General features: G+C 60.5%; 26 protein-coding genes. 14 read left to right on the top strand and 12 right to left on the bottom strand.

Annotated features, from left to right (window positions below):
* Positions 1-35 precede the first annotated feature (35 nt).
* The 3 genes from paoC to paoA are packed head-to-tail and all read right to left on the bottom strand — an operon-like array spanning position 36 to position 3,825.
* Positions 36-2,234 carry an aldehyde oxidoreductase molybdenum-binding subunit PaoC gene (gene paoC / locus ABTV87_RS11375; RefSeq protein WP_433899521.1) on the bottom strand — a complete coding sequence of 733 codons (2,199 nt, stop codon included), beginning with the start codon at positions 2,232-2,234 and terminating at the stop codon, positions 36-38.
* Positions 2,231-3,187: an FAD binding domain-containing protein gene (locus tag ABTV87_RS11380; RefSeq protein ID WP_433899522.1), complete on the bottom strand. Its 957-nt coding sequence runs from the start codon at positions 3,185-3,187 to the stop codon at positions 2,231-2,233. The genes paoC and ABTV87_RS11380 overlap by 4 nt, the downstream gene beginning before the upstream one ends.
* On the bottom strand, positions 3,184-3,825 hold the full coding sequence (gene paoA / locus ABTV87_RS11385; RefSeq protein WP_433899523.1) for an aldehyde dehydrogenase iron-sulfur subunit PaoA: 642 nt from the start codon (positions 3,823-3,825) through the stop codon (positions 3,184-3,186). Before paoA ends, ABTV87_RS11380 begins: the two co-directional genes overlap by 4 nt.
* Before the next feature lie 304 nt (positions 3,826-4,129).
* On the opposite strand from paoA, the gene ABTV87_RS11390 reads away from it, so the two are divergent.
* A complete protein-coding gene (locus tag ABTV87_RS11390) occupies positions 4,130-4,336 on the top strand; it encodes a hypothetical protein (RefSeq protein ID WP_064382340.1) in 207 nt (68 codons plus the stop codon).
* Between the two features lie 43 nt (positions 4,337-4,379).
* On the opposite strand, the gene ABTV87_RS11395 is transcribed toward ABTV87_RS11390, so the two are convergent.
* Positions 4,380-4,652, bottom strand: coding sequence for a hypothetical protein (locus ABTV87_RS11395; protein ID WP_085607515.1), 273 nt, complete (start codon positions 4,650-4,652; stop codon positions 4,380-4,382).
* Positions 4,653-4,875: 223 nt separating this feature from the next.
* Here ABTV87_RS11395 and ABTV87_RS11400 point away from each other — a divergent pair, with 223 nt between their 5' ends.
* From ABTV87_RS11400 to ABTV87_RS11410, 3 genes are all read left to right on the top strand, one after another.
* Entirely contained in the window at positions 4,876-5,955 is a 1,080-nt protein-coding gene (locus ABTV87_RS11400) for a hypothetical protein (RefSeq protein ID WP_007957129.1), read from the top strand.
* A gap of 2 nt (positions 5,956-5,957) precedes the next feature.
* Entirely contained in the window at positions 5,958-6,311 is a 354-nt protein-coding gene (locus tag ABTV87_RS11405; protein WP_433899524.1) for a DUF1428 domain-containing protein, read from the top strand.
* A gap of 123 nt (positions 6,312-6,434) precedes the next feature.
* Positions 6,435-6,695: a hypothetical protein gene (locus ABTV87_RS11410; protein ID WP_433899525.1), complete on the top strand. Its 261-nt coding sequence runs from the start codon at positions 6,435-6,437 to the stop codon at positions 6,693-6,695.
* Positions 6,696-6,732: 37 nt separating this feature from the next.
* Here the strand turns inward: ABTV87_RS11410 and ABTV87_RS11415 are convergent, their stop codons facing one another.
* Entirely contained in the window at positions 6,733-6,927 is a 195-nt protein-coding gene (locus tag ABTV87_RS11415) for a hypothetical protein (RefSeq protein ID WP_007957125.1), read from the bottom strand.
* 107 nt (positions 6,928-7,034) lie between these two features.
* On the opposite strand from ABTV87_RS11415, the gene thpR reads away from it, so the two are divergent.
* A complete protein-coding gene (thpR, locus tag ABTV87_RS11420) occupies positions 7,035-7,574 on the top strand; it encodes an RNA 2',3'-cyclic phosphodiesterase (RefSeq protein ID WP_221533038.1) in 540 nt (179 codons plus the stop codon).
* A gap of 275 nt (positions 7,575-7,849) precedes the next feature.
* On the opposite strand, the gene ABTV87_RS11425 is transcribed toward thpR, so the two are convergent.
* From ABTV87_RS11425 to ABTV87_RS11445, 5 genes are all read right to left on the bottom strand, one after another.
* The gene (locus ABTV87_RS11425) at positions 7,850-8,947 is read right to left on the bottom strand and encodes a polyamine ABC transporter substrate-binding protein (protein WP_007957121.1); all 1,098 of its coding nucleotides are present in this window, start codon (positions 8,945-8,947) and stop codon (positions 7,850-7,852) included.
* A 68-nt stretch (positions 8,948-9,015) separates the two neighbouring features.
* Positions 9,016-9,900 carry an ABC transporter permease subunit gene (locus ABTV87_RS11430; RefSeq protein WP_007957119.1) on the bottom strand — a complete coding sequence of 295 codons (885 nt, stop codon included), beginning with the start codon at positions 9,898-9,900 and terminating at the stop codon, positions 9,016-9,018.
* Positions 9,897-10,811, bottom strand: coding sequence for an ABC transporter permease subunit (locus ABTV87_RS11435; RefSeq protein WP_007957117.1), 915 nt, complete (start codon positions 10,809-10,811; stop codon positions 9,897-9,899). The genes ABTV87_RS11430 and ABTV87_RS11435 overlap by 4 nt, the downstream gene beginning before the upstream one ends.
* Positions 10,808-11,950 (bottom strand): polyamine ABC transporter ATP-binding protein, encoded by a 1,143-nt coding sequence (gene potA, locus ABTV87_RS11440; RefSeq protein WP_007957110.1) that lies wholly within the window; start codon positions 11,948-11,950, stop codon positions 10,808-10,810. Before potA ends, ABTV87_RS11435 begins: the two co-directional genes overlap by 4 nt.
* Positions 11,951-12,169: 219 nt before the next feature.
* On the bottom strand, positions 12,170-12,931 hold the full coding sequence (locus tag ABTV87_RS11445; RefSeq protein ID WP_007957108.1) for a gamma-glutamyl-gamma-aminobutyrate hydrolase family protein: 762 nt from the start codon (positions 12,929-12,931) through the stop codon (positions 12,170-12,172).
* Between the two features lie 282 nt (positions 12,932-13,213).
* Between ABTV87_RS11445 and ABTV87_RS11450 the strand changes: the two genes are divergently transcribed.
* The 4 genes from ABTV87_RS11450 (at position 13,214) to ABTV87_RS11465 (ending at position 18,510) form a co-directional block, all read left to right on the top strand.
* Entirely contained in the window at positions 13,214-14,590 is a 1,377-nt protein-coding gene (locus ABTV87_RS11450) for a glutamine synthetase family protein (RefSeq protein ID WP_007957099.1), read from the top strand.
* A 183-nt stretch (positions 14,591-14,773) separates the two neighbouring features.
* Positions 14,774-16,264 (top strand): aldehyde dehydrogenase, encoded by a 1,491-nt coding sequence (locus ABTV87_RS11455; RefSeq protein ID WP_433899526.1) that lies wholly within the window; start codon positions 14,774-14,776, stop codon positions 16,262-16,264.
* Positions 16,265-16,316: 52 nt separating this feature from the next.
* Complete coding sequence (locus tag ABTV87_RS11460) at positions 16,317-17,600, top strand: NAD(P)/FAD-dependent oxidoreductase (protein WP_108561094.1); 1,284 nt, start codon at positions 16,317-16,319, stop codon at positions 17,598-17,600.
* Between the two features lie 361 nt (positions 17,601-17,961).
* Positions 17,962-18,510 carry a cupin domain-containing protein gene (locus ABTV87_RS11465; RefSeq protein WP_011333561.1) on the top strand — a complete coding sequence of 183 codons (549 nt, stop codon included), beginning with the start codon at positions 17,962-17,964 and terminating at the stop codon, positions 18,508-18,510.
* Positions 18,511-18,586: 76 nt separating this feature from the next.
* On the opposite strand, the gene ABTV87_RS11470 is transcribed toward ABTV87_RS11465, so the two are convergent.
* On the bottom strand, positions 18,587-18,856 hold the full coding sequence (locus ABTV87_RS11470) for a hypothetical protein (protein ID WP_179695546.1): 270 nt from the start codon (positions 18,854-18,856) through the stop codon (positions 18,587-18,589).
* Positions 18,857-18,986: 130 nt separating this feature from the next.
* The gene (locus ABTV87_RS11475) at positions 18,987-19,262 is read right to left on the bottom strand and encodes a fructose-bisphosphate aldolase (protein ID WP_221533043.1); all 276 of its coding nucleotides are present in this window, start codon (positions 19,260-19,262) and stop codon (positions 18,987-18,989) included.
* Between the two features lie 588 nt (positions 19,263-19,850).
* Between ABTV87_RS11475 and ABTV87_RS11480 the strand changes: the two genes are divergently transcribed.
* From ABTV87_RS11480 to ABTV87_RS11500, 5 genes are all read left to right on the top strand, one after another.
* The gene (locus ABTV87_RS11480; RefSeq protein WP_077572288.1) at positions 19,851-20,276 is read left to right on the top strand and encodes a hypothetical protein; all 426 of its coding nucleotides are present in this window, start codon (positions 19,851-19,853) and stop codon (positions 20,274-20,276) included.
* A 62-nt stretch (positions 20,277-20,338) separates the two neighbouring features.
* Entirely contained in the window at positions 20,339-20,752 is a 414-nt protein-coding gene (locus tag ABTV87_RS11485) for a hypothetical protein (protein ID WP_007957072.1), read from the top strand.
* A gap of 201 nt (positions 20,753-20,953) precedes the next feature.
* Complete coding sequence (locus ABTV87_RS11490; RefSeq protein ID WP_433899527.1) at positions 20,954-21,343, top strand: hypothetical protein; 390 nt, start codon at positions 20,954-20,956, stop codon at positions 21,341-21,343.
* A 15-nt stretch (positions 21,344-21,358) separates the two neighbouring features.
* Complete coding sequence (locus ABTV87_RS11495; protein ID WP_085607498.1) at positions 21,359-21,781, top strand: HD domain-containing protein; 423 nt, start codon at positions 21,359-21,361, stop codon at positions 21,779-21,781.
* Positions 21,782-21,820: 39 nt separating this feature from the next.
* The gene (locus tag ABTV87_RS11500; protein WP_433899528.1) at positions 21,821-22,840 is read left to right on the top strand and encodes an AbrB family transcriptional regulator; all 1,020 of its coding nucleotides are present in this window, start codon (positions 21,821-21,823) and stop codon (positions 22,838-22,840) included.
* The last annotated feature ends 15 nt before the right edge of the window (positions 22,841-22,855 follow it).

Here is a 22,855-nt window from a genome sequence, read left to right on the forward strand (position 1 = left end):
ACGCCCGGCTCACGCCGGGCGTTTTTCATTCGGTTTCAGATCATCTCAGGCAACGCATCCAGAACCTTGTCCAGGGTAATCGGATATTCCCGCACCCGCGCGCCCGTGGCGTTGTAGATCGCATTCGCCACCGCCGCACTCACGCCGCAGATCCCCAGTTCACCGACCCCCTTGGCTTTCATCGGCGAGGAAATCGGGTCGGTTTCATCGAGGAAAATCACCTCCTGATGCGGGATGTCGGCATGCACCGGCACTTCGTAGCCCGCCAGGTCATGGTTGACGAAAAAACCCTGACGCTTGTCCACCGAAAGCTCTTCCATCAACGCCGCGCCGACGCCCATGGTCATCGCGCCGATCACCTGGCTGCGGGCCGATTTTGGATTGAGAATCCGCCCGGCGGCGCAGACCGCGAGCATGCGCCTTACGCGGACTTCGCCGGTGGCGGCATCGACGGCGACTTCGACGAAGTGCGCGCCGAAGGTCGATTGCTGGTACTGCTTGGCGAGGTCGGCGAATTCGATGCTGTCCTCGACTTCGATTGCGGCATGTTGCGCGGCCTCACGTAACGGCACGTTCTTGCTGCCCAGTCGCACGTGACCGTCGGCAAACTGCGCTTCACCCGTGCTCATGCCGAGTTTGGCCGTGATCGCTTCGCGCAGCTTCATGCACGCCGCGTAGACCCCGGCGGTCGAGCAGTTGGCGCCGAACTGGCCGCCGGAGCCGGACGACACCGGAAAATTCGAATCGCCCAAATGCACAGTCACCTCGTCGAGACGCACGCCCATCACTTCGGCGGCGGTCTGGGCAATGATCGTGTAGCTGCCGGTGCCGATGTCCGTCATGTCGGTTTCGACGGTGATCTTGCCGTCGTGCTCCAGCCGCACTCGCGCGCCGGACTTCACCAGCAGGTTGTTGCGAATCGCCGCCGCGACGCCCATGCCGATCAGCCAGCGACCTTCGCGACGGCTGCCGGGCGTTACGTTGCGCTTATCCCAGCCAAAGCGTTCGGCGCCGGTTTGCAGGCATTCGATCAGGCGCCGCTGGGAGAACGGCCGCTCGGTTTTCACCGGATCGACCTGCGTGTCGTTGAGGATGCGGAACTGGATCGGATCGAGTTTGAGCTGTTCCGCCATCTCGTCCATGGCGATCTCCAGCGCCATCAGTCCCGGCGTTTCACCGGGGGCGCGCATGGCATTGCCTTCCGGCAGATCCAGCGGCGCTAGGCGCATGGTCACCAAACGATTTTCTGCGGCGTAGAGCAACTGACTCGGCTGCGCTGCAACCTCGACCTTGCCGTCGGCGAGGTTGCCCGACCAGCCTTCATGGGCGATGGCGGTGAGTTTGCCGTCCGCCGTGGCGCCCATGCGGATGCGCTGGACGGTGGCGGGGCGGTGGGTGGTGTTATTGGCAATCTGCGGGCGGGCGAGGGCGACCTTCACGGGTCGGTTCGCCAGACGGGCGCCGAGGGCGGCGAGGATCGCGTCAGCACGAATGAACAGCTTGCCGCCGAAACCGCCGCCAATGTACGGCGAGATCAACCGCACGTTTTCCTTGGGCAGGCCGAGGGTGGTGGCGATGTCACCGACGCTCCAGGCGATCATCTGGTTGGAGGTCCAGAGCGTCACGTGATCGCCTTTCCAGGCGGCGAGTGTCGCGTGGGGCTCCATCATCGCGTGGGACTGATCGGGCGTGGTGTAGGTCTGTTCGAACTGCACAGGCGCGGCGGAAAAAGCGCTGGCGAAATCGCCGTGTGTGACGTCCGGCAGTTCGTCTTTCGGTTCCACACCCTGATCGCGCACGCTGGCCAGATCAAACTGACCTTTGTCGGTCGCGTATTCGACGTTGACCAACTGCGCGGCGGCCCGCGCCTGTTCGAAGGTTTCGGCGACCACCAGCGCCACGGCCTGGTGATAGTGCTGCACTTGCGGCCCGGCCAGCAGGTGCGCGGCGTTGTATTTGCCTTTGCCGAGCTTGCCGGCATTGGCGGCGGTGACGATGGTCAGCACCCCCGGCGCGGCGCGGGCGGCCTCCAGATCTATGTGGGTGATGCGACCCTTGGCAATGGCCGAACCGACCATCACGCCATAGGCCTGATTCTTCACCGCTTCATGTTGCTCGTAGGCGTAAGGCGCCTGGCCACTGGTCTTCAGCGGACCTTCGATGCGGTCGGTGGGTTTGCCGATGACGTTCAACTGGTCAATCGGGTTGGTCGTGGCGGGCGTGTCGAATTTCATGCTTCGTCCCTCGCTTGGGCCAGCACCGAGGCAATCGTGCGCTCGACCAGCGTCACTTTGAACTGGTTGTCCGGGGTCGGCGTGGCGCCGTCGAGCAGGCGCGCGCTGACGGCTTTCGCGCCTTGCGGCAACAGCGCTTCCGCCGCTTCGACCCGCCAGGGTTTCGGCGCGATGCCGCCGACGGCGAGGCGACCGCTGCCATCCTTCTGCAGGATCAGACCGACGGAAACCAGGGCGAAGGCGTACGACGAGCGGTCGCGCACCTTGTGATAGACATGGGTGCCGCCCACTGGCGCGGGCAGGGTGACGGCGGTAATCAGCTCGCCGGGTGTCAGACTGGTTTCGACATTCGGCGTGGTGCCGGGTAATTGATGGAAATCCGCCATGGCGATGCGCCGGGTGCTGCCGTCGGCTTTGAGCGTTTCGACCTGGGCATCCAGCGCCCGCATCGCAATCGCCATGTCACTCGGATGGGTCGCGATGCAAGCATCGCTGACGCCGATAATGCCGAGTTGTCGACTGACCCCGTCAATCGCCGCGCAGCCACTGCCGGGTTTGCGTTTATTGCAGGCCTGATTGGTGTCGTAGAAATACGGGCAGCGCGTGCGTTGGAGCAGATTGCCGGCGGTGGTCGCCATGTTGCGCAACTGGCCCGATGCACCGGCGAGCAAGGCGCGGGACAGCAGCGCATAGTCTTTCCGGACGCGGCTGTCGGCGGCCAGATCGGTGTTGCGCACCAGTGCGCCGATGCGCAAGCCGCCGTCTTCGGTGGCTTCGATCCGGTCGAGGCCCAGGTGATTGACGTCGATCAACTGCTGCGGCGTTTCGATGTCGAGTTTCATCAAGTCCAGCAGGTTGGTGCCGCCGGCGATGAAACGTGCCCCTTCGATTTGCGCGGCTTGGGCAGCAGCAGCGGCAGGGGAGTCGGCGCGGCTGTAATTGAACGCTCTCATGCTGGCACCTCCGCGACTTCGCTGATGGCTTCGATGATGTTCGAGTAGGCGCCGCAACGGCAGATGTTGCCGCTCATGCGTTCCTGTAATTCACTGGCGATCAGTTGCGGCGGTTCGGTGAGGCTGGCGCTGGCGTGACTGGGGATGCCGTCGCGGATTTCCTGAAGCACCGCCACCGCCGAACAGATCTGCCCCGGCGTGCAGTAGCCGCACTGGTAACCGTCATGCTTGATGAACGCCGCCTGCATCGGATGCAGGTGGTCCGGCATGCCGAGGCCTTCGATGGTGGTGACTTTGGCGCCGTCCTGCATCACCGCCAGGGTCAGGCACGAATTGATTCGCCGGCCATCGACGATCACCGTGCAGGCGCCGCACTGGCCGTGGTCGCAGCCCTTTTTGCTGCCGGTCAGGTGCAGGTGTTCGCGCAGCGCATCGAGCAGGGTGGTGCGGGTGTCGATCTCCAGCGTCTGCGGCTTGCCGTTGACTTCAAGGGTCACTTTGGCCATGGCCGGTAGCTCCAGAGTGGCCGCGTAGGCCTTGAGGCTGATGAAGGGCGGCATCGCGAATGCAGTCGCGGTCACGGCCCCGAGAATCAGGAAACGGCGTCGGGAAATCGCCAACGGCGGATGGTCGTTCATGGCTGGGCTTCCTCTGATCAGGTCGGCAGGTTGCAAATGACCCGCCAGGGCACGCCGGCGTGGTAGCCAGTCTTGGTCTGTTCTAGGAGTGACCGCAGGGGGGAGGAAAAGGTTTTGTCGGATTTCGCCCCAGTCAAAGCCATCAAACGGCCACTGGTTGAATGGGCCGGACGCGGGAGGATGGGCGATGAACGGTCATTGGTGGCCAGTGAATCAAAGCCTTTTTCCCCGGTCGTATCTGCGCCAGCGCGCACCCGCGCTGACCGTTTCCGACGTCAAGACCTTGGTTTTAGGGAAATTCTGAATGATGCGTGCAACAAGCCTGCTGCTGACTGTTTCCGCCGCCGTACTGCTGGGCGGCTGTGTGGCGGATTTCGATGATGACCATCGCCATGGCCGGCATTACGACCGCGATCATGGCCGTTACTACGATCATGACCGACGCTGGGACGACCGCGACGACGATCGCCGCGACGGGCGTCGTTATCACCGCGACCGGGATGATGACTGATTGAAACGAAGAGGGCGTTCCCCGACGGGAACGCCCTCTGGCATTAAAAATGAGCGCTCGCCCGGACGCTGGATCGCGCAGGCACAGAGGCCTCGATGTCCAGCAAATGGGTGGCGAGAATGTCGCTCAGAAAACGGAACTGATCGTTGAGGCCGACCACTTCATTGCTGAAATGATTGCTGGCGGCGGGCATCAACAGATCTTCGAAGGCTTCGTCGAACACCAGCGCTTGTGTCTTGCGCGACACGGCGTGCTGATCGTAGTAGTTGCTGCCGAAGACCGGGAAACTCACGGCGAGGGTGACGGTACTGATCATGATGTGAACTCCTCGTGCTGTGTGTTTCGGATGGGTTAATCGTGCCTTTGACGAGCGGTCGGCGGAAGGCAATCGTCGCGATGGTGAATATCGACGCCATTGATGGTTGGACTGACGCAGCCCTGACCAGCGGATAAACGGCGCACCGCACGCACCTATACTCATGTCATCTCCCCCGGATTCTTCCGGTCTTGCGACCGAGGAACAGATAAGGACCGCCACCGTGAACCTGCGTGCGCTGCTCGTCGCCGCACTGGTGTTGCTGGCCGGCTGCGCCACCACGGCGCGGGCCCCGGTGACCGCGCCGGCAGTGGTGGTCTCGCCGGCCACCTGGCAGCAGATCGACCGGGAAATCGTCAGCGCCTCGAAGCAGGCCACCGAGCAGGTCAAGCTATTCGCCCGTGGCTCGATGGAACATTGGCGCATTCGGGTCTATGAGCAAACTGAAGAAAATTTCATCCCGTGGTTCAGCAGTTACTGGACCCAGGAGTGGCTGTCGATGAAGGTCAGCTGGTACACGATCAGTGCCAGCGGTGAGCAGGATGCCTCGGCCAAACGCCTGGCGGCCTATCTGCTGGAGCAATATCAGGAACGGGTGCTGGCGCCGGTGGCGGTGGAGATCGACCCGGACGCGATCCTCGGCCAGTCCACCGCGTTCTACGCGCAGCTGATGGCGCAGCAGATGCCGGTCATCGCCCAGCGCCACGGCGTGCCCATCGCCCAGCTCAACGGGCGGTTGCAGAAAATCCCCGCCATCGCCCTTGGCCCGCCGCCAGCCCGGGACGCCTCGTTGTACCAGGTTGTCAGCACGCAGCCGTTGAACACGCTGCCGGCCTACGCCGCGCTGATCGACAAGATCCATACCGACGGCGGCTCGAAAGGCGTGGCCTCGACCGATACGGCGATGGCGCCGGTGGCCAAGCGCGCCAGTCAGCGCATGGAGGCGGAAATGGCCCCGCGCGGCGCCGCGAGCGCGGTGGCGGCAGCGGCCGGCAAACTGGCCGGGGCGCTGATTTCGGTCGGTGTTGCGGGCATCCGCGCGATCATTCAGGCCAATGACCGCCCCGACAGCGAAGCCCTGATCCGCAGCAGCCTGGGCAACACCTTCGACAAGGCCTGGCTGAAACTGGTGCAAAACCCGACCACCGGCGTGATGGCCGGCACGCTGCACATGGCGGCGCAGGTCGAGGGAAATCTAGGCGGGCGGGATGAGCCGTCGGTCGGGTTGGGCGTCAACCGTGTCGAATGGCGGCCGCCCGAGTCGACTACTCAGCAGATCGAACCCACCCTGCAAGGAGAATGATCATGGCTTACATCGATGTGTTCGTGGCGCCCGTGCCGAATGCCAATCGCGAACAGTACAAAAAACACTGCGAAATCGCCGCGAAGCTGTTCAAGGAATACGGCGCTCTGGAGGTGATTCAGGGCTGGGGCGATGATGTGCCGGATGGCAACGTCACTTCATTCCCGATGGCAGTGAAACTCAAGGAAGGCGAAACCGTATCGGCCGGCTGGCTGGTCTGGCCGGACAAGGCCACCCGCGACGCCGGCATGGCGAAAATGATGGAAGACCCGCGCATGCAGCCGGACGTCAATCCGATGCCGTTCGATGGGCAGCGGATGGTTTACGGTGGCTTCAAGTATTTATTGGAATCTTGAACATGATGTACAAAGCCAGAGCTTTAATAGCGAACCAGTATAAAGGACTGTCATTTTTTACAGGTTGCGAATGGATGCGAATGTTGCAGGATTCGACTTCATATCACTGATGGAGCAATGATGATGTCGTATTCACAAAGTTCGTTTGTAAACGTTACTGCTGGCACCTCTATTATCGTTAGAGATGCCAGCGGCGCGGCCCACAGCGGCACGCTAAAAAGTGTAGGTGGAACAAGTATCACGATTGACTGGGTTACTTATGGCAAAGATAAGGCCTTTGCTTACGCTGACATCAGCAGCGTTGATTTAAATCTCGAACATGGAGTGCCCACGCATTTCTTAGAGGAGGATGGCACTCTTTCAAAACATCCAAGCAGGTATTGAAGCAATTAGAGCGATTTCCGTAATCGTATTAACCGGATCACTCCGCCGACGGGGTGATCCGGCAGCCTTTGCGGTTGCGGATCTGCTCGTCCGTCGGTCGCTCGCGGACGAATTCGAAACGCGGCTCACCTTCGCTGTAATGCACCAGCCAGCCCCATTCCAGTTCGCTCTCATCCTGTCCGGGATTCGGCGGTCGGGCCCACCAGGGTTCTTTGCTGAGGATCTCGCGCATGACGTCCTCCGGTTGATGGCAATCGTTGAACTATAAACCCCATGCCGAGAGTCGCCAGAAACGGGCGTGTAGAATCCAGGGATCTCGACGAACGAAGGAGCGTGGCCATGACGGACGAAACGCGCGGGGATCAACCGTTCAAGCGGCTGTTCTTCGCCCTGGACTGCCCGCCGGCGCAGCGCAAGGCGATTGCCCAGTGGCGCGGCGAACTGGGTTTGCGTACCGGCAAACCGGTGCCGGCGGACAACTTTCACCTGACGCTGCTGTTTCTCGGTGCGGTGCCGTTGGCGCAGATTGGCGAAGTCTGCGAGGCGGCGTCGAAGGTGCGCACGCCGGGCGAGGCGCTGAGGATTTCACTGGATCGGTTGCAGGTCTGGCGCCGTGCCGGGGTATTGTCGCTGGCGCCCGAGCAGGCGCCGCAGGGATTGTTGCGGCTGGTGTATGCGCTGGAGCAGGCGATGTTGCCGTTCGGATTTGAAGAGGCGACACGCGAGTATCGCCCCCACCTGACATTGGCCCGGGACTACCGGGCGCCGGAACCGGAATCCGCCACGCCACCGGAGTTCTTTCTGCGGGCGGAACGCTTTGCGCTGTTCGAATCCCACAAGGGCCGCTACCGCTCGCTGGCCGATTGGCCACTGATCTGAGCCCACAAAAAAAGGCGCCCGAGGGCGCCTGAATTCACCTGAACCGAGGAAGCCAGGTGAGGCCGTTCAGAGCAGGGGGCAGCGGTGGTAAGGCGCTGCATGAACGGAAACTTGTGATTCTGATCGCTGACTGCCTGATCGTTCCCACGCTCTGCGTGGGAATGCAGCCCGGGACGCTCCGCGTCCCAAAGCGGACGCAGAGCGTCCATTGAGGCATTCCCACGCGGACGGTTCGACGCCTCGACGTGGGAACGATCACCGCGAGTACTCCAGGTTTATTTGCCGAGTTTCACGCGTGTCCAGCCCCGGGTCATGATCCGTTGCGTGGCAATCGGCTGATCCGGCACCGCATACAGCGTGGCCATCACCGCTTGCGGCGGGTATGAGCCCGGGTCGTTGCGGATCGCTTCGTCTACCAGCGGCGTCGCGGCTTCGTTGGCGTTGCTGTAACCGATGCTGTTGGTGACTTCGGCGATGATGTCCGGGCGCATCAGGAAGTTCATGAACAGGTAGGCGTTCTCGACGTTGGCGGCATCGCGCGGGATGGCGACCATGTCGTAGAAACTGCCGGCGCCTTCCTTGGGAATGCTGTAGTCGATCTCGACCTTGTTGCCCGATTCCACCGCGCGGGCCTTGGCCTGCAGCACGTCACCCGAGTAACCGACCGCCACGCAGATGTTGCCGTTGGCCAGATCGGAGATGTACTTGGACGAATGGAAATACGCCACCGACGGCCGGATCTTCATGAACAGCGCTTCGGCTTCGGCGATGTGCTTCACGTCCTTGTCGTTCACAGGGTAGCCCAGGTAGTGCAGGGCGGCCGGGAGCATTTCGGTCGGCGAATCGAGGAAGCTGATACCGCAAGCCTTCAGCTTCTCGGCGTTCTCCGGTTTGAACAGCAGGTCCCAGGAATTGGTCGGCGCATTCTTGCCGAGCACTTCGCGAACCTTGTCCGGGTTGAAGCCGATGCCGATCGAGCCCCACATATACGGGAACGCGTGGGCGTTGTCCGGATCACTGGCGGAGGCGTTTTTCAGCAGCACCGGGTTGAGGTTTTTCCAGTTTGGCAGCTTCGATTTGTCCAGGGTCTGATAGACCCCGGCCTTGATCTGCTTGGCCAGGAAACTGTTGGACGGCACCACGATGTCGTAGCCGGATTTACCCGCGAGCAAACGTGCTTCGAGGGTTTCATTGCTGTCGAACACATCATAGGTCACGCGGATGCCGGTCTCGTCCTCGAACTTCTTGACGGTGTCCGGAGCGATGTAATCCGACCAGTTGTAAACGCGCAGTACCTTGTCGTTGGCCTGGGCGCCCGTGGCGATTGCGCCCAATAAGGACAGTGTCAGCAGAGTCCTGCCAAACATTTTCATCGGTGAAACTCCATTCTTTTTATTCAAAAGCTTTTAAGCAAAGCGCAAAGCCGTAAAACGCGACGGCCCTAGGCCGTCGCTGCCACTCGTTGAGGTTGCGGTTGCTGCCACGATTCGTTGGCGGTCTGATCCATCGCTTCCTGAATCGCACGCTTGCGGTTGGCTTCTGCCTTGCGGCCGAAGTACCAGACCAGGAAGGTCACCAGCGACACTGCCAGCAGAATCAGGCTGGCCACGGCGTTGATCTCGGGCTTCACGCCCAGACGCACGGCCGAGAACACTTCCATCGGCAGGGTGGTGGAGCCCGGCCCGGACACGAAGCTCGCCAGCACCAGATCGTCCAGCGACAGGGCGAACGACATCATGCCGCCCGCCGCCAGCGACGGCGCGATCATCGGGATGGTGATCAGGAAAAACACCTTGAACGGTTTCGCGCCCAGATCCATCGCCGCTTCTTCGATCGACAGGTCCAGCTCGCGCAAGCGGGCGGAGACTACCACCGCCACATAAGCGGCACAAAACGTGGTGTGAGCGATCCAGATCGTGACGATGCCACGCTCCTGCGGCCAGCCGATCAGTTGCGCCATCGCCACGAACAGCAGCAACAGCGACAGACCGGTGATCACCTCAGGCATCACCAGCGGCGCCGTGACCAGACCACCGAACAGCGTGCGACCCTTGAAGCGCGTTACACGAGTCAGCACGAAGGCGGCGAGGGTGCCCAGCGCCACGGCGGCAATCGCGGTGTAGCAGGCAATTTCCAGCGAGCGCACCACCGAGCCCATCAGTTGAGTGTTGTCGAGCAGGCCGACGTACCATTTCACCGACCAGCCGCCCCAGACCGTCACCAGTTTGGATGCGTTGAACGAGTAGATCACCAGAATCAGCATCGGCAGATAAATGAACGTCAGGCCGAAGATCAACATGAACTTTGCAAAACCGAAGCGTTTCATCCCCGTGCCTCCATCTCTTTGGCCTGGCTGCGGTTGAACAGCAGAATCGGCACAATCAGGATCAACAGCATCACCACCGCCAGAGCAGACGCCACCGGCCAGTCGCGGTTATTGAAGAACTCTTGCCACAGCACGCGACCGATCATCAGGGTCTCCGGGCCACCCAGCAGTTCCGGAATCACGAACTCGCCCACCACCGGAATGAACACCAGCATGCAGCCGGCGATGATGCCGTTCTTGGCCAGCGGCACGGTGATTTTCCAGAAGTTGTTGAAGTTGCTCGAACCCAGGTCCTGCGCGGCTTCCAGCAGGCTGCCGTCGTGCTTCACCAGGTTGGCGTAGAGCGGCAGCACCATGAACGGCAGGTAGGCGTAGACCACGCCGATATACACGGCCGTGTTGGTGTTGAGGATCTCGATCGGGTGATCGGTGAGCCCGGTCCACATCAGGAACGCATTGAGCAGACCGTTGTTGCTGAGGATGCCCATCCACGCGTAAACGCGGATCAGGATCGCGGTCCAGGTCGGCATCATGATCAACAGCAGCAGGACGTTTTGCGTTTCCTTGCCGGTCTTGGTGATCGCGTAGGCCATCGGGAAACCGATCACCAGGCACATCAGCGTGCTGAGCAGCGCCACTTTCAGCGAACCGAGGTAGGCCGACAGGTACAGCTCGTCTTCGCCGAGCATGGTGTAGTTGCCGATGTTCAGGAACAGCTGAAATTTCTGTTCGGCGTAGGTGTAGATCTCCGAGTACGGCGGGATCGACAGCGCGGCTTCCGAGAAGCTGATCTTCATCACCAAAAAGAACGGCAGCATGAAGAACAGGAACAGCCAGATGAACGGGATGCCGATGACGAACTTTCGCCCGCTGGGCACCAGGCGCAGGAATTGCTGATTGAAGGTTCTCATGAGCGCAGTACCACGCCGCTGTCGTCTTCCCACCAGACGTAGACCTTGTCGTCCCAGGTCGGCCGCGCGCCACGGCGTTCGGCGTTGGCCATGAACGACTGGACGATCTTGCCGCTCGGCAATTCGACGTAGAACACCGAGTGACCGCCGAGGTAGGCGATGTCATGCACCTTGCCTTCGGACCAGTTGTAGCGGGTCTCGGGCTTGATCGTGCTGACGAGCATTTTTTCCGGGCGGATCGCGTAGGTGATCGACTTGTCCTGCACCGACGTGCTGACGCCATGACCGACGTAGATCTTTTGCTGCAAGTCCGGGCTGTGAATGATCGCGTGACCTTCGAGGTCCTCGACCACGGTGCCGTCGAAGGCGTTCACGTTGCCGATGAATTCGCAGACCATGCGGCTGACCGGCGCTTCATAGATGTCGACCGGGCTGCCGATCTGGGCGATCCAGCCCAGGTGCATGATCGCGATGCGCTCGGCCATGGTCATGGCCTCTTCCTGGTCGTGGGTCACCATCACGCAGGTCACGCCGACGCGTTCGATGATTTCCACCAGTTCCAGCTGCATCTGCGAGCGTAGCTTTTTATCCAGTGCGCCCATCGGTTCGTCGAGCAGCAACAGCTTCGGACGCTTGGCCAGGGAGCGGGCGAGGGCCACACGCTGACGCTGGCCGCCGGACAGTTGATGTGGGCGACGCTTGGCGTATTGGGTCATGTGGACGAGGCGCAGCATTTCTTCGACGCGGGCGTCGATTTCGCTGGCCGGCAAACGGTCCTGCTTGAGGCCGAAGGCGATGTTCTGCGCCACGGTCATGTGCGGGAACAGGGCGTAGGACTGGAACATCATGTTGATCGGCCGCTCGTACGGCGGCATGTCGGTGATGTCGACACCGTCGAGCAGAATGCGTCCTTCAGTCGGCCGTTCGAAACCGGCGAGCATGCGCAGCAGGGTCGATTTGCCCGAGCCGGAGCCGCCGAGCAGGGCAAAGATTTCGCCCTGATGGATCTCCAGGGACACATCGTCCACCGCAGTGGTTTCGTCGAACTTCTTGGTGACTCGATCGACCTTCACCAGAACCTTTTTCGGTTGCTGATGACCTTCAAGAGCCTTCCTGTAAGTGCTGGAGGCGTTTGCCATGTGAAACTCCCAACAGGTTTCAGTCGCCGGGCCAACGCGGCCTGGCTTAAGAGTGGATTGCAGACCCGCACCGTGCGGGTTGTTCGGCGCCGCCGTCCTGGCTGCCGGGTGGTGCTTTTTGTTTTCGCGGTGTGTTGCTGATCGCGGATGACGGATGCGCAAGCGCGCAGCCGCCGACCCCGCGGGGGCAGTAAATGGTTTTGCAATCGTTGGGTGGCGTCAGCGCTGGTTGCGTCGCGCCGCACGCTGGCGGCAGGCCTCGCCGAACGCCTGGAAAATCCGCAGGTAGTTCGGGTTGTCCAGCACCTGCCATTCGGGGTGCCATTGCACGCCGAGGGCGAAGGTCGGGCTGTGCTCCACCGAGACCGCCTCGATCAGGCCGTCCGGCGCCACGGCTTCGGCGCGCAGGCCGGGAGCGAGGCGGTCGATGCCCTGACTGTGAATCGAGTTGACCTGAAATTCACCCGGCAGCTCCAGCGCTTCGAACACGCCACCAGCCAGCACCGTCACGGCATGGGCCGGGGCGTACTGCACGGCGACATCAGGGCTGTCGGCTTCGCGGTGATCGAGCATGCCCGGCAGCTCATGCACCTTCTGGTGCAGGCTGCCGCCGAACGCCACGTTCATTTCCTGGAAACCCCGGCAGATGCCGAGTACCGGAACGCCCGCCGCGATGGCTGCACGCAATAGAGGAAGGGTGGTGGCATCCCGCGCCGGATCGTGATCCGTGCCGGGAGCGCTGTCCGGGCCCTGATAGTGGAAAGGTTCCACGTTGGACGGCGAGCCGGTCAGCAACAGACCGTCGAGCTGACCCAGCAGGTCTTCGATTTCAGTCAGTTTGCCAAGGGAAGGAATGACGACGGGCAACCCCAGCGCCGCAACGCTGACAGCGCGAACGTACTTGTCGCCGCTGATGTGATAGGGGTGCAGGCCAATCTGTTTGACGCACGCAGTAACGCCGATCAATGGCTTGAATGCCATTTTTATTCACCTCGAAGTTTGACACTTGAACGAGCTTTTCCGGAGCTTAGCCTCGTTGATTTTAATTAACAACTCCCATGTAAAAAATTCTAAACGCCGTTCATCAAATCTTCATCAAGACCGGGGCTCTGGCGCCTGCATTGGCACGTGAGTGTTAAAAAAAGCCCGAAAAATAAACGCTGAGCGGCCCTGTGTTCGCTATTGACTTCACTTTGCCGTTCGGGTTGACTGGCTCGGCGAAACAGCAGTGAACATAATAATTAACAGCTAAATAGGTGCATCATGTCGGTCCCTCTGCGTGCCGTTCAACTCAACGAAGCAAACGCATTCCTTAAGAAACATCCTGAGGTTTTGTACGTCGACCTTCTGATTGCAGACATGAACGGTGTGGTGCGCGGCAAGCGCATCGAGCGCACCAGTCTTCATAAGGTTTACGAGAAAGGCATCAATCTGCCGGCCTCGCTCTTTGCCCTCGACATCAATGGCTCCACGGTGGAAAGCACCGGTCTGGGCCTGGACATCGGCGACTCCGACCGTATCTGCTACCCGATCCCCGGCACCCTGAGCATCGAGCCCTGGCAGAAGCGCCCGACCGCACAACTGCTGATGACCATGCACGAACTGGAAGGCGAGCCGTTCTTTGCCGACCCGCGTGAAGTGTTGGCCAACGTGGTGCGCAAGTTCGACGAAATGGGCCTGACCATCTGCGCCGCGTTCGAACTCGAGTTCTACCTGATCGACCAGGACAACGTGAACGGCCGTCCGCAATCGCCGCGTTCGCCGGTTTCGGGCAAGCGTCCGGTGTCGACCCAGGTTTATCTGATCGACGATCTCGACGAGTACGTCGACTGCCTGCAAGACATCCTCGAAGGCGCGAAAGAGCAGGGCATTCCTGCCGACGCCATCGTCAAGGAAAGCGCCCCGGCGCAGTTCGAAGTCAACCTGCATCACGTGTCCGACCCGATCAAGGCGTGCGACTACGCCGTCCTGCTCAAGCGTCTGGTGAAAAACATCGCCTACGACCACGAAATGGATACCACCTTCATGGCCAAGCCGTATCCGGGCCAGGCGGGCAACGGTCTGCACGTGCACATTTCGATCCTGGACAAAGAAGGCAACAACATCTTCGCCAGCGAGGATCCCGAGCAGAACGCCGCGCTACGCCACGCGATCGGCGGTGTGCTGGAGACCCTGCCTGCGCAAATGGCCTTCCTGTGCCCGAACGTCAACTCGTACCGCCGCTTCGGCGCACAGTTCTACGTGCCGAACTCGCCGAGCTGGGGTATCGACAACCGTACCGTGGCCGTCCGCGTGCCGACCGGTTCGCCGGATGCCGTGCGCATCGAGCATCGCGTAGCCGGTGCCGACGCCAACCCGTACCTGCTGATGGCTTCCGTGCTGGCCGGTATTCACCACGGCCTGACCAACGAAATCGAGCCGGGCGCCCCGGTCGAAGGCAACAGCTACGAGCAGAACGAACAGAGCCTGCCGAACAACCTGCGCGACGCCCTGCGTGAGCTGGACGACAGCGAAGTCATGGCCCGCTACATCGACCCGATGTACATCGACGTGTTCGTCGCGTGCAAGGAAAGCGAGCTCGCCGAGTTCGAAAACTCGATCTCTGACCTTGAGTACAACTGGTATCTGCATACCGTCTAAGGGCTAATTGAAAACCTTGTGGGAGCGAGCCTGCTCGCGATTACGGAGTGTCAGCCGACATCGTTGTTATCTGATGCACCGCTATCGCGAGCAGGCTCGCTCCCACAGGGGGTCGTATTACCAAAGTTTTGATGGGCGGGCATCTGCTCGCCTTTCACCAATTATTCTGTGTGAGTCACCCCCATGACCATGACCCGCAACGACTGGGAACAACGCTTCCAGTCCCTGACCCTCGAATCCCGTGCCTTCATCAACGGCGAATACCGCCCGGCCATCAGCGGCGAAACCTTCGAATGCCTGAGCCCCGTCGACGGCCGTTTCCTGGCCTCCGTCGCCAGCACCGATGAAGCCGACGCCAACCTGGCCGTCGAAGCCGCGCGCCAATCCTTCAACTCCGGCGTGTGGGCGAACAAGGCCCCGGCCGAGCGCAAGCGCATCCTGATTCGCTTCGCCGATCTGATCCTGCAACACCAGGAAGAACTGGCGCTGCTCGAAACCCTCGACATGGGCAAACCGATCAGCGACTCGATGAACATCGACATCCCGGCGACCGCCAACGCGATCCGCTGGAGCGCCGAAGCGATCGACAAGATCTACGATGAAGTCGCCGCCACCCCGCACGATCAACTGGGTCTGGTGACTCGCGAGCCATCCGGCGTAGTTGCGGCCATCGTGCCGTGGAACTTCCCGCTGATCATGGCCAGCTGGAAATTCGCCCCGGCGCTGGCGGCGGGTAACTCGTTCATCCTCAAGCCTTCGGAAAAATCCCCGCTGACCGCGATCCGTATCGCGCAACTGGCGCTGGATGCCGGCATTCCGAAAGGCGTGTTCAACGTCCTGCCAGGCTTCGGCCACACCGTCGGCAAGGCGCTGGCGCTGCACATGGACGTTGACGTGCTGGCCTTCACCGGCTCCACGGCGATTGCCAAGCAACTGATGATTTATGCCGGCCAAAGCAACATGAAACGCGTCTGGCTCGAAGCTGGGGGCAAGAGCCCGAACGTGGTGTTTGCCGACGCACCGGACTTGCGCGCGGCAGCACAAGCGGCGGCCGGCGCCATTGCGTTCAACCAGGGCGAGGTCTGCACCGCCGGCTCGCGCCTGCTGGTGGAGCGTTCGATCCGCGAGCAATTCATTCCGTTGCTGGTGGAAGCGCTGCAAGCGTGGAAACCGGGTCACGCCCTGGATCCGGCGACCACCGTCGGCGCCGTGGTCGATCAGCGTCAACTGGACAACGTGCTGCGCTACATCAGCATCGGCCGCGAGCAGGGCGCCGAGCTGATCGCCGGCGGCCGACGCACTCTCGAAGAAACCGGCGGCACCTACATCGAGCCGACGATTTTCGACGGCGTGACCAACGCCATGACCATCGCCAAGGAAGAAATCTTCGGCCCGGTACTGTCGCTGATCACCTTCGACACCGTTGAAGAAGCACTGCACATCGCTAACGACAGCATCTTCGGCCTCGCCGCCGGGGTCTGGACCAGCAACCTGAGCAAGGCCCACACCTTTGCCCGTGGCCTGCGCGCCGGCAGCGTGTGGGTCAACCAGTACGACGGCGGCGACATGACCGCACCGTTCGGAGGCTTTAAACAGTCGGGCAACGGTCGCGACAAATCGCTGCACGCGTTCGACAAGTACACCGAGCTGAAAGCGACCTGGATCAAGCTCTGACTCTTTTACAGCGGTGGTCGCCTGCAACCGGCGACCCTCGGAGAATAAAAAAATGAAACAACAACACGTGAACAGCTACTACGCCGCCACCCGCAACGAAGTGATCGATTTCCCGATCCTCGAAGAGTCGGTGGAGTGCGATGTCTGCATCATCGGCGCCGGCTACACCGGCCTGTCCTCGGCGCTGTTCCTGAGCGAAGCCGGCTACAAAGTGACGGTGCTGGAAGCGGCGAAAGTCGGCTATGGCGCCAGCGGTCGCAACGGCGGCCAACTGGTCAACTCCTACAGCCGCGACGTCGACGTGATCGAAGAACGCTACGGCGACAAGACCGCCGAAATCCTCGGCAGCATGATCTTCGAAGGCGCCGACATCATCCGTTCGCGCATCAAGGAATACGACATCAAGTGCGACTACCGCCCGGGCGGCATTTTCGCAGCGATGAACAACAAACAGCTCAAGGGACTCGCCGAACAAAAACGTAGCTGGGAACGTTACGGCAATAAAAACCTGAAGATGCTCGACGCTGCGGACATCCGCCGCGAAGTCGGCTCCGACGCTTACGTCGGCGGTCTGCTGGACATGCAGGGTGGCCACATTCACCCGCTGAACCTGGCCCTCGGTGAAGCTGCCGCCATCGTGCGTCTGGGCGGCAAGATCTACGAGCAGTCCGCTGCGGTGGAAATCAAATACGGCGAGCCCAACGTCGTGCGCACCGCCAAAGGCCAGGTCCGCGCCAAGTACCTGCTGATCGCTGGCAACGCCTACCTGCCGCAAGGCCTCGACAACCGCGTGACGGCCAAGAGCATGCCGTGCGGCTCGCAGATCTGCGTCACCGAACCGTTGACCGAGAAACAGGCCCGCAGCCTGATCACCAACAACTACTGCGTCGAAGACTGCAACTACCTGCTCGACTACTACCGCCTCACCGCCGACAACCGTCTGCTCTATGGCGGCGGTGTGGTCTACGGCGCCCGTGAACCGGACGACATCGAAACCCTGATCCGCCCGAAGATCCTCAAGACCTTCCCGCAGCTCAAGGACGTGAAAATCGATTACCGCTGGACCGGCAACTTCCTGCTGACCATGTCACGCATGCCGCAATTCGGCCGCATCGAGAAAAACGCCTACTACATGCAGGGCTACAGCGGCCACGGCGTCACGTGCTCGCACCTGGCCGGCAAACTGATCTCGGAAATGATCCGCGGCGACGCCGAACGCTTCGACGCCTTCGCCTCCCTGCCACACATGCCGATGCTCGGCGGCCGCACCTTCTCCGCGCCACTGACCGCCCTCGGCGCCGTGTACTACTCGCTGCGCGACCGTTTCGGCATCTGATTAACCTCGCCGGCGGCGCCCCCAAAAAGGGCGTTGCCGGCTTTTACACCGTGCAAGCAGCACCACAAACCCTGTGGGAGCGAGCTTGCTCGCGAAAGCGGCCTATCAGCAAAAGGGATGTTGAATATGCCGCCCAATCGCGAGCAAGCTCGCTCCCACAGGTCTTGTGCCTGACCCGCAATTACCTCCAGCAGGCTCTTTTCACCCACCGTCCATCGAACCTGCTGAGCAACACCGACAAACGTGATTTAATAGCCGCCTTTCACGGTTCCGGGACACGGGAGCAACGTGATCCGCGCGACCTGCGCGGCACCCGCCACCCACCCCCATTGCCCTTAAGTCGTTCTCACATAAGGCTGTCATGGATACGGGTTCTCGACTCAAACTAGTACGCGAAAGCTACAAACTCTCCCAGCGCGAGCTGGCCCGGCGTAGCGGCGTGACCAATGCCACCATCTCCCTGATCGAACAGAATCGTGTCAGTCCTTCCGTCAGCTCACTGAAAAAGCTGCTCGAAGGCATCCCGATGTCCCTGGCCGACTTCTTCACCTTCGACCAGCCCCCCCGCGAACACCAATACGTCTTCCGCGCCAACGAACAACCCGACCTCGGCCGCCACGGCCTGCGCCTGCTCCTGATCGGCGCCTCGGTCCCAAGCCGCCAGATGCGCTTGCTGCGCGAACAATACGCACCGGGCGCGAGTTCGGGGGAAGAGCCGATTGTTCACGCGGAAGGCGAGGAGTGTGGGTTGGTGACGCGTGGGACTGTGGAGTTGACGGTGGATGGGCAGGTGAGTGTGTTGAGTGCGGGGGATGGGTATTACTTCCCGACGACGCTGCCGCATAAGTTCCGGAATATCGGGGCGGATGAGGCTGAGATTATTAGTGCGAATACGCCGGCGAATTTTTAAAGGCGGCTTGTCCCGAAATGTTTCATAAAAAAGGAAATGGCTTGTTCAGACATTTCCTTTTTTAGAGTTTTTCTTACTACCTTCTGGGTTCAAAGAATGTTGACTCAATCCCAGCCTTCAAACCTTTTGCCGAAAATTTTTCTTTAACCTCTTCATACCGCTCGGGAGAAAAATACTCTCCACTTTGAGGGTCGAAGTACCAGCCAGTCCTGACTTCTGCAGGGCATTCCGGATAGGGACCGCGCATCCCCGTGACACCGGTTGTCGCTTGCGCTTCATCCATGATTTTGTTGACCTGAAGTAAGTTTGATTCAGATACGGAATTGAACGTCGCGAAATATTTCATTTGTTGAACCTCGATAGTTTTCTTCCTAGATAGATTGGCGAAAAATAAATTCTATTTCACCTGTCAGAACTGACAGGTGCCTAGTCTATTTCGTGATTGCCCTAATAGCTTTCTGAATAAAAGCAACAATTTAACTTGTCCGGTTTTCAATGATGCGAAATACGTCGCTCACGTCCTGCACCATGATTCTGGCGATGGTGGTCACGGTGTAAATGTCGTGTTCGGCATGGTCAGGGAGGCGGATGCAGGTCATTAGATCCAGGTATTTGAGAACGGCATTGAGGCGCTCACTGGCACAAGCATGGAGGTCGCGCAGTGGGGCGTCAGTATCGATGAGCAGGACGGGGTGATCGGTAGCTGGATGTGACATGTTCGCGCAGTGGCGTATGAGTTTCTGTGTCGTCATGGTGTTAATCCTTTGTTGAGAAGAATTGCCACCGTCCTGCTGCGAAACAAAATGGGTGGCAGCTATGCGCGGGTTCGCAGACCGGAGGATTAACACCAAGACCCGGCAGACCCGAAGGTCTCCCACGCACAACCGCCATAAAATTTGCGCAGCCGAGAGTCGGCCGTGCTAGGCGGAACAGGGTGTCAATCTTAAGGGCTGCGAAACCCTATCGCCAAATTCGTTCAGCGACAGACCCACTCTAGGCACCGATTCCCACCGTCGCAATCAGCCTGTAGGACGTGAAATCACCACGTCTGGCCAGAGAGTTCGCTCGCGTTCGGCGGCGCAACCGGCGTAAATCAGGGGCTGCGGAGTAACAGGGGAAAACGACTTGCCAGATTTCGGCCCGCTTCGCAGCCCCGCAAGAACAAGCTCCCTCACCACGCGGAGCAATTTCCTACGGCGTTTTCAGATCAAAAAACTCATCACACATTCCACCCCCGGAACTTTCCCCAAAACCGATGTCAATTTGATGGCGTGTCGCGACGCTCATTCATCGGCTCAAGCAGTGCCAGGCTGGTTCCTGGTCAACCATGGAAGTGTGTGATGAGACTATTACTCGCAATGTTGTTGATGTTCAGCGGCTACAGCTTTGCCAGTTGCGGCAACATTGATGATCACGATCAGCGTGCCTATTGCAATGCAAGGGAGAGCGGCAGCAGTTGCGGCAACATCGACAATCACGATCTGCGGGCGGCGTGTAACGCGGAGATGGGCGGCAGTTCCTGCGGCAACATCGACGACCACGACCAGCGCGCCTACTGCAACGCCAAACAGAGCGGCAGCAGTTGCGGCAACATCGATGATCATGACCTGCGTGCGCGATGCAACGCGGAGCAGGGTGGCAGTTCCTGCGGCAACATCGATGACCACGACCAGCGTGCTTACTGCAATGCGACCACGGGCGGCAGCAGTTGCGGGAACATCGACAACCATGATTTGCGTACGCGGTGTGAGGCCATGAAGCGCTGATCTGGTTTTGATTGCTTTACTCAGTGCCAGGCTGTTTCCCGGCAAGCTCAAGGAAGTGTGAGATGAAACTGATTCTTGCGATGTTGTTGCTGTTCAGCGGTTACGTTTCCGCCAGTTGTGCCAGCATCACTGACCCAGACAAACGCAATTATTGCCAGGCGATGGAGGAAGGTAGCAGTTGTTATTCCATCGACAATTACGATTTACGCACGGCCTGCCAAGCGGAGAAGGGCGGTTCATGCGCGGGTATCCAGGATCGTGACCAGCGCGCCTATTGCGACGCCAAGAAAGGCAGTAGTTGTGCCTCGATCGATAATTACGATCTTCGCACCGCTTGCGAAGGGGAGAAAGGCGGTTCATGCGCGAGTATCCAGGATCGTGACAAACGCTCCTTCTGTGAAGCGAAGCAGGGCAGCAGCTGTGCGAGCATCGGCGACGGGGATCTGCGCAACCAGTGTGAAGCCATGAAACGCTGATCCATCGGCCTGAATCCAAACGCAAAAAGGGACACCCAACGGTGTCCCTTTTTTGTGTGCGATTGAAACGGATTTCCCGGACCACCCAGTCAAACTTTTCACTTGCCACGCCCCGGCTCATCGCCAAAGGTTCCTCCCATCAGCACCACGTCGTAGACTGCGAAACAAGTTGTAAAGCCTCTCCCACGGACGGAACCGCGCATGATTCAGATCGGCAGCCGCAACAACGCCCCCACGCCGCAGCACAAAACCCAGGACATCTACATCTTCAGCATCGACCTGTCCCGCCCGGCGACGCCGTTCTGTTTCGAGCAATCGATTGGCGGCGGGCATGTCGAGCAGGGCGGTGCGCGGTGGTTGGCACTGGATGAGCTGGATGGCTGGCCCGGTGAATGGCGTGAGCATTTGAAGAAGGCCGGATGTGCCTGGGTGGGCGAGTTGCTGGACGCGCGTTCGGGGGAGAGTCAGGCTGATCTGGTCTCGCTGATTCTCCAGCGGTACGCCGAGCCGGCGCAGCCGACCGGGCGTTTTCAGGCGATTGGGCGCTGGTTCAAGCGCCACTTCTATATTGGCGGCCGGTACGGCGTCTGACCCGAGGAAACCTCCATGACTCAGACTCTGGAACGCGCCATCGCGATTGCCGCCACAGCCCATGCGGGGCAGGTGGACAAGGGCGGTGCGCCGTATATTTTGCATCCGCTGAAGGTCATGTTGCGCATGAGCAGCCTGGAAGAGCGCATCGTCGCGGTGCTGCACGATGTGGTCGAGGACTGCGGCATCAGCCTGGATGATTTGCGCAAGGAAGGTTTCAGCGAAGCCGTTTTGTCCGCCATCGAATCGGTGACCAAAGTGCCCGGCGAATCCTACGAGGACTTCGTCGAGCGCGCGGCGCAGAACCCGATCGGTCGGGTGGTGAAACTGGCGGATCTGGAAGAAAACAGCGACCTGTCGCGGATCGCCTCGCCGAGTTGGGAGGATCTGGAGCGGATCGAAAAATACCGGCGGGCGATTGGACGGTTGCGCGCCTGACTTAACTGAAAAGCACTTTGAATAGCCAGGAAGGCGACCATGAAATCCATTCTGTGTTTGTTGATTGCTGCCGGCTTCGGCGCGCTGTTGCAGTTCGAAGGAGTGCCCCACGGTTTGCTGTTGGGCTCGATTCTCGTGACGGCACTGGTCGTCACCAAATTCAAATTCGCGCCAGCGACGCCCTATGGCCTGGGCTACATCCAGGTCACGCTGGGTATCGCCACCGGGTTGATGTTTGAAGCGTGGGACAGCGCGACGGTCTCGACGATGTTGCCGAGCCTCGGCGTGTTGCTGCTGTGCCTGGCAGTGCAAGTGGCGCTGGCCGCCTGGTGGCTGTCGCGCGGGGCAGGGTGGAATCGCACGGATGCCTTGCTGGCCGTGTATCCGGGGGCGCTGGCGGCGGTGTTCGATTTGCTGGAATCGCATCAGGCGTCGAGCAAGGTGATCATCGTGCACTTGATGCGGCTGCTGCTGATCACGGTGCTGGTGAGTTTGCTGATTCCGGGAACGGCAACGGTTGCGGCGGCCGAGGTCGAGCCGCTGTCGACGGGCATGGCGTTGACCGTGCTGTCGGTGATCGGTTTGAGCGTGGTGGTCGGGCGTTTGCTGCTGGCTGTTGGCGTGCCGGCGCCGTTCATGTTGACGGCAATCATCATCACCGCCGTGTTTGTGAAATCGGGATGGCTGCAGGGCTTTCACATGCCGGACTGGAGTCTGAATCTGGCGGCGCTGATTCTCGGTGTGCGGATCGGCTCGCGGTTCCAGGGATTGGGCCTCGCGGAACTGGGACGTCATGGCCGCACGGCATTGGTGTCGGTCGGTTTGATGATTCTGGTCGCGGCGGTTTTTGCATTGGCCGCCGCGCGATTGCTGGGCAGCGATGCGTTGTCGCTGTGGCTCGCGTACATGCCGGGGGCAATCGAAACCATCGCAATCGTCGCGTTCGTCGGCGGGCTGAATGTGGTGTTTATCCTGACTCACCATCTGGCGCGGATGGTGGTGTTGCACTTTGCGCCGGCGTTGTTGGTGCAAGTACGGCGGGTGAGGGAAGGGGCGTGATCCAAGTGGTGCTGA

Origin of the sequence: Pseudomonas sp. PSE1(2024), from assembly GCF_050990555.1 — a bacterium.
In the GTDB taxonomy this organism is placed as follows: Bacteria; Pseudomonadota; Gammaproteobacteria; order Pseudomonadales; family Pseudomonadaceae; genus Aquipseudomonas; species Aquipseudomonas aphyarum.

Excerpts from the sequence above, each read along its gene's own strand:
- ABTV87_RS11470 (WP_179695546.1), bottom strand. The coding sequence starts at position 18,856 with ATGAAATATTTCGCGACGTTCAATTCCGTATCTGAATCAAACTTACTT.
- ABTV87_RS11500 (WP_433899528.1), top strand. The coding sequence starts at position 21,821 with ATGAAATCCATTCTGTGTTTGTTGATTGCTGCCGGCTTCGGCGCGCTG.
- ABTV87_RS11405 (WP_433899524.1), top strand. The coding sequence starts at position 5,958 with ATGGCTTACATCGATGTGTTCGTGGCGCCCGTGCCGAATGCCAATCGC.
- ABTV87_RS11465 (WP_011333561.1), top strand. The coding sequence starts at position 17,962 with ATGGATACGGGTTCTCGACTCAAACTAGTACGCGAAAGCTACAAACTC.
- ABTV87_RS11460 (WP_108561094.1), top strand. The coding sequence starts at position 16,317 with ATGAAACAACAACACGTGAACAGCTACTACGCCGCCACCCGCAACGAA.
- ABTV87_RS11475 (WP_221533043.1), bottom strand. The coding sequence starts at position 19,262 with ATGACGACACAGAAACTCATACGCCACTGCGCGAACATGTCACATCCA.
- ABTV87_RS11490 (WP_433899527.1), top strand. The coding sequence starts at position 20,954 with ATGATTCAGATCGGCAGCCGCAACAACGCCCCCACGCCGCAGCACAAA.
- ABTV87_RS11435 (WP_007957117.1), bottom strand. The coding sequence starts at position 10,811 with ATGAGAACCTTCAATCAGCAATTCCTGCGCCTGGTGCCCAGCGGGCGA.
- ABTV87_RS11430 (WP_007957119.1), bottom strand. The coding sequence starts at position 9,900 with ATGAAACGCTTCGGTTTTGCAAAGTTCATGTTGATCTTCGGCCTGACG.
- ABTV87_RS11480 (WP_077572288.1), top strand. The coding sequence starts at position 19,851 with ATGAGACTATTACTCGCAATGTTGTTGATGTTCAGCGGCTACAGCTTT.
- paoC (WP_433899521.1), bottom strand. The coding sequence starts at position 2,234 with ATGAAATTCGACACGCCCGCCACGACCAACCCGATTGACCAGTTGAAC.
- ABTV87_RS11485 (WP_007957072.1), top strand. The coding sequence starts at position 20,339 with ATGAAACTGATTCTTGCGATGTTGTTGCTGTTCAGCGGTTACGTTTCC.
- ABTV87_RS11390 (WP_064382340.1), top strand. The coding sequence starts at position 4,130 with ATGATGCGTGCAACAAGCCTGCTGCTGACTGTTTCCGCCGCCGTACTG.
- ABTV87_RS11415 (WP_007957125.1), bottom strand. The coding sequence starts at position 6,927 with ATGCGCGAGATCCTCAGCAAAGAACCCTGGTGGGCCCGACCGCCGAAT.
- potA (WP_007957110.1), bottom strand. The coding sequence starts at position 11,950 with ATGGCAAACGCCTCCAGCACTTACAGGAAGGCTCTTGAAGGTCATCAG.
- ABTV87_RS11495 (WP_085607498.1), top strand. The coding sequence starts at position 21,359 with ATGACTCAGACTCTGGAACGCGCCATCGCGATTGCCGCCACAGCCCAT.
- ABTV87_RS11450 (WP_007957099.1), top strand. The coding sequence starts at position 13,214 with ATGTCGGTCCCTCTGCGTGCCGTTCAACTCAACGAAGCAAACGCATTC.
- ABTV87_RS11410 (WP_433899525.1), top strand. The coding sequence starts at position 6,435 with ATGTCGTATTCACAAAGTTCGTTTGTAAACGTTACTGCTGGCACCTCT.
- ABTV87_RS11445 (WP_007957108.1), bottom strand. The coding sequence starts at position 12,931 with ATGGCATTCAAGCCATTGATCGGCGTTACTGCGTGCGTCAAACAGATT.
- ABTV87_RS11380 (WP_433899522.1), bottom strand. The coding sequence starts at position 3,187 with ATGAGAGCGTTCAATTACAGCCGCGCCGACTCCCCTGCCGCTGCTGCT.
- paoA (WP_433899523.1), bottom strand. The coding sequence starts at position 3,825 with ATGAACGACCATCCGCCGTTGGCGATTTCCCGACGCCGTTTCCTGATT.
- ABTV87_RS11425 (WP_007957121.1), bottom strand. The coding sequence starts at position 8,947 with ATGAAAATGTTTGGCAGGACTCTGCTGACACTGTCCTTATTGGGCGCA.
- ABTV87_RS11395 (WP_085607515.1), bottom strand. The coding sequence starts at position 4,652 with ATGATCAGTACCGTCACCCTCGCCGTGAGTTTCCCGGTCTTCGGCAGC.
- thpR (WP_221533038.1), top strand. The coding sequence starts at position 7,035 with ATGACGGACGAAACGCGCGGGGATCAACCGTTCAAGCGGCTGTTCTTC.
- ABTV87_RS11455 (WP_433899526.1), top strand. The coding sequence starts at position 14,774 with ATGACCATGACCCGCAACGACTGGGAACAACGCTTCCAGTCCCTGACC.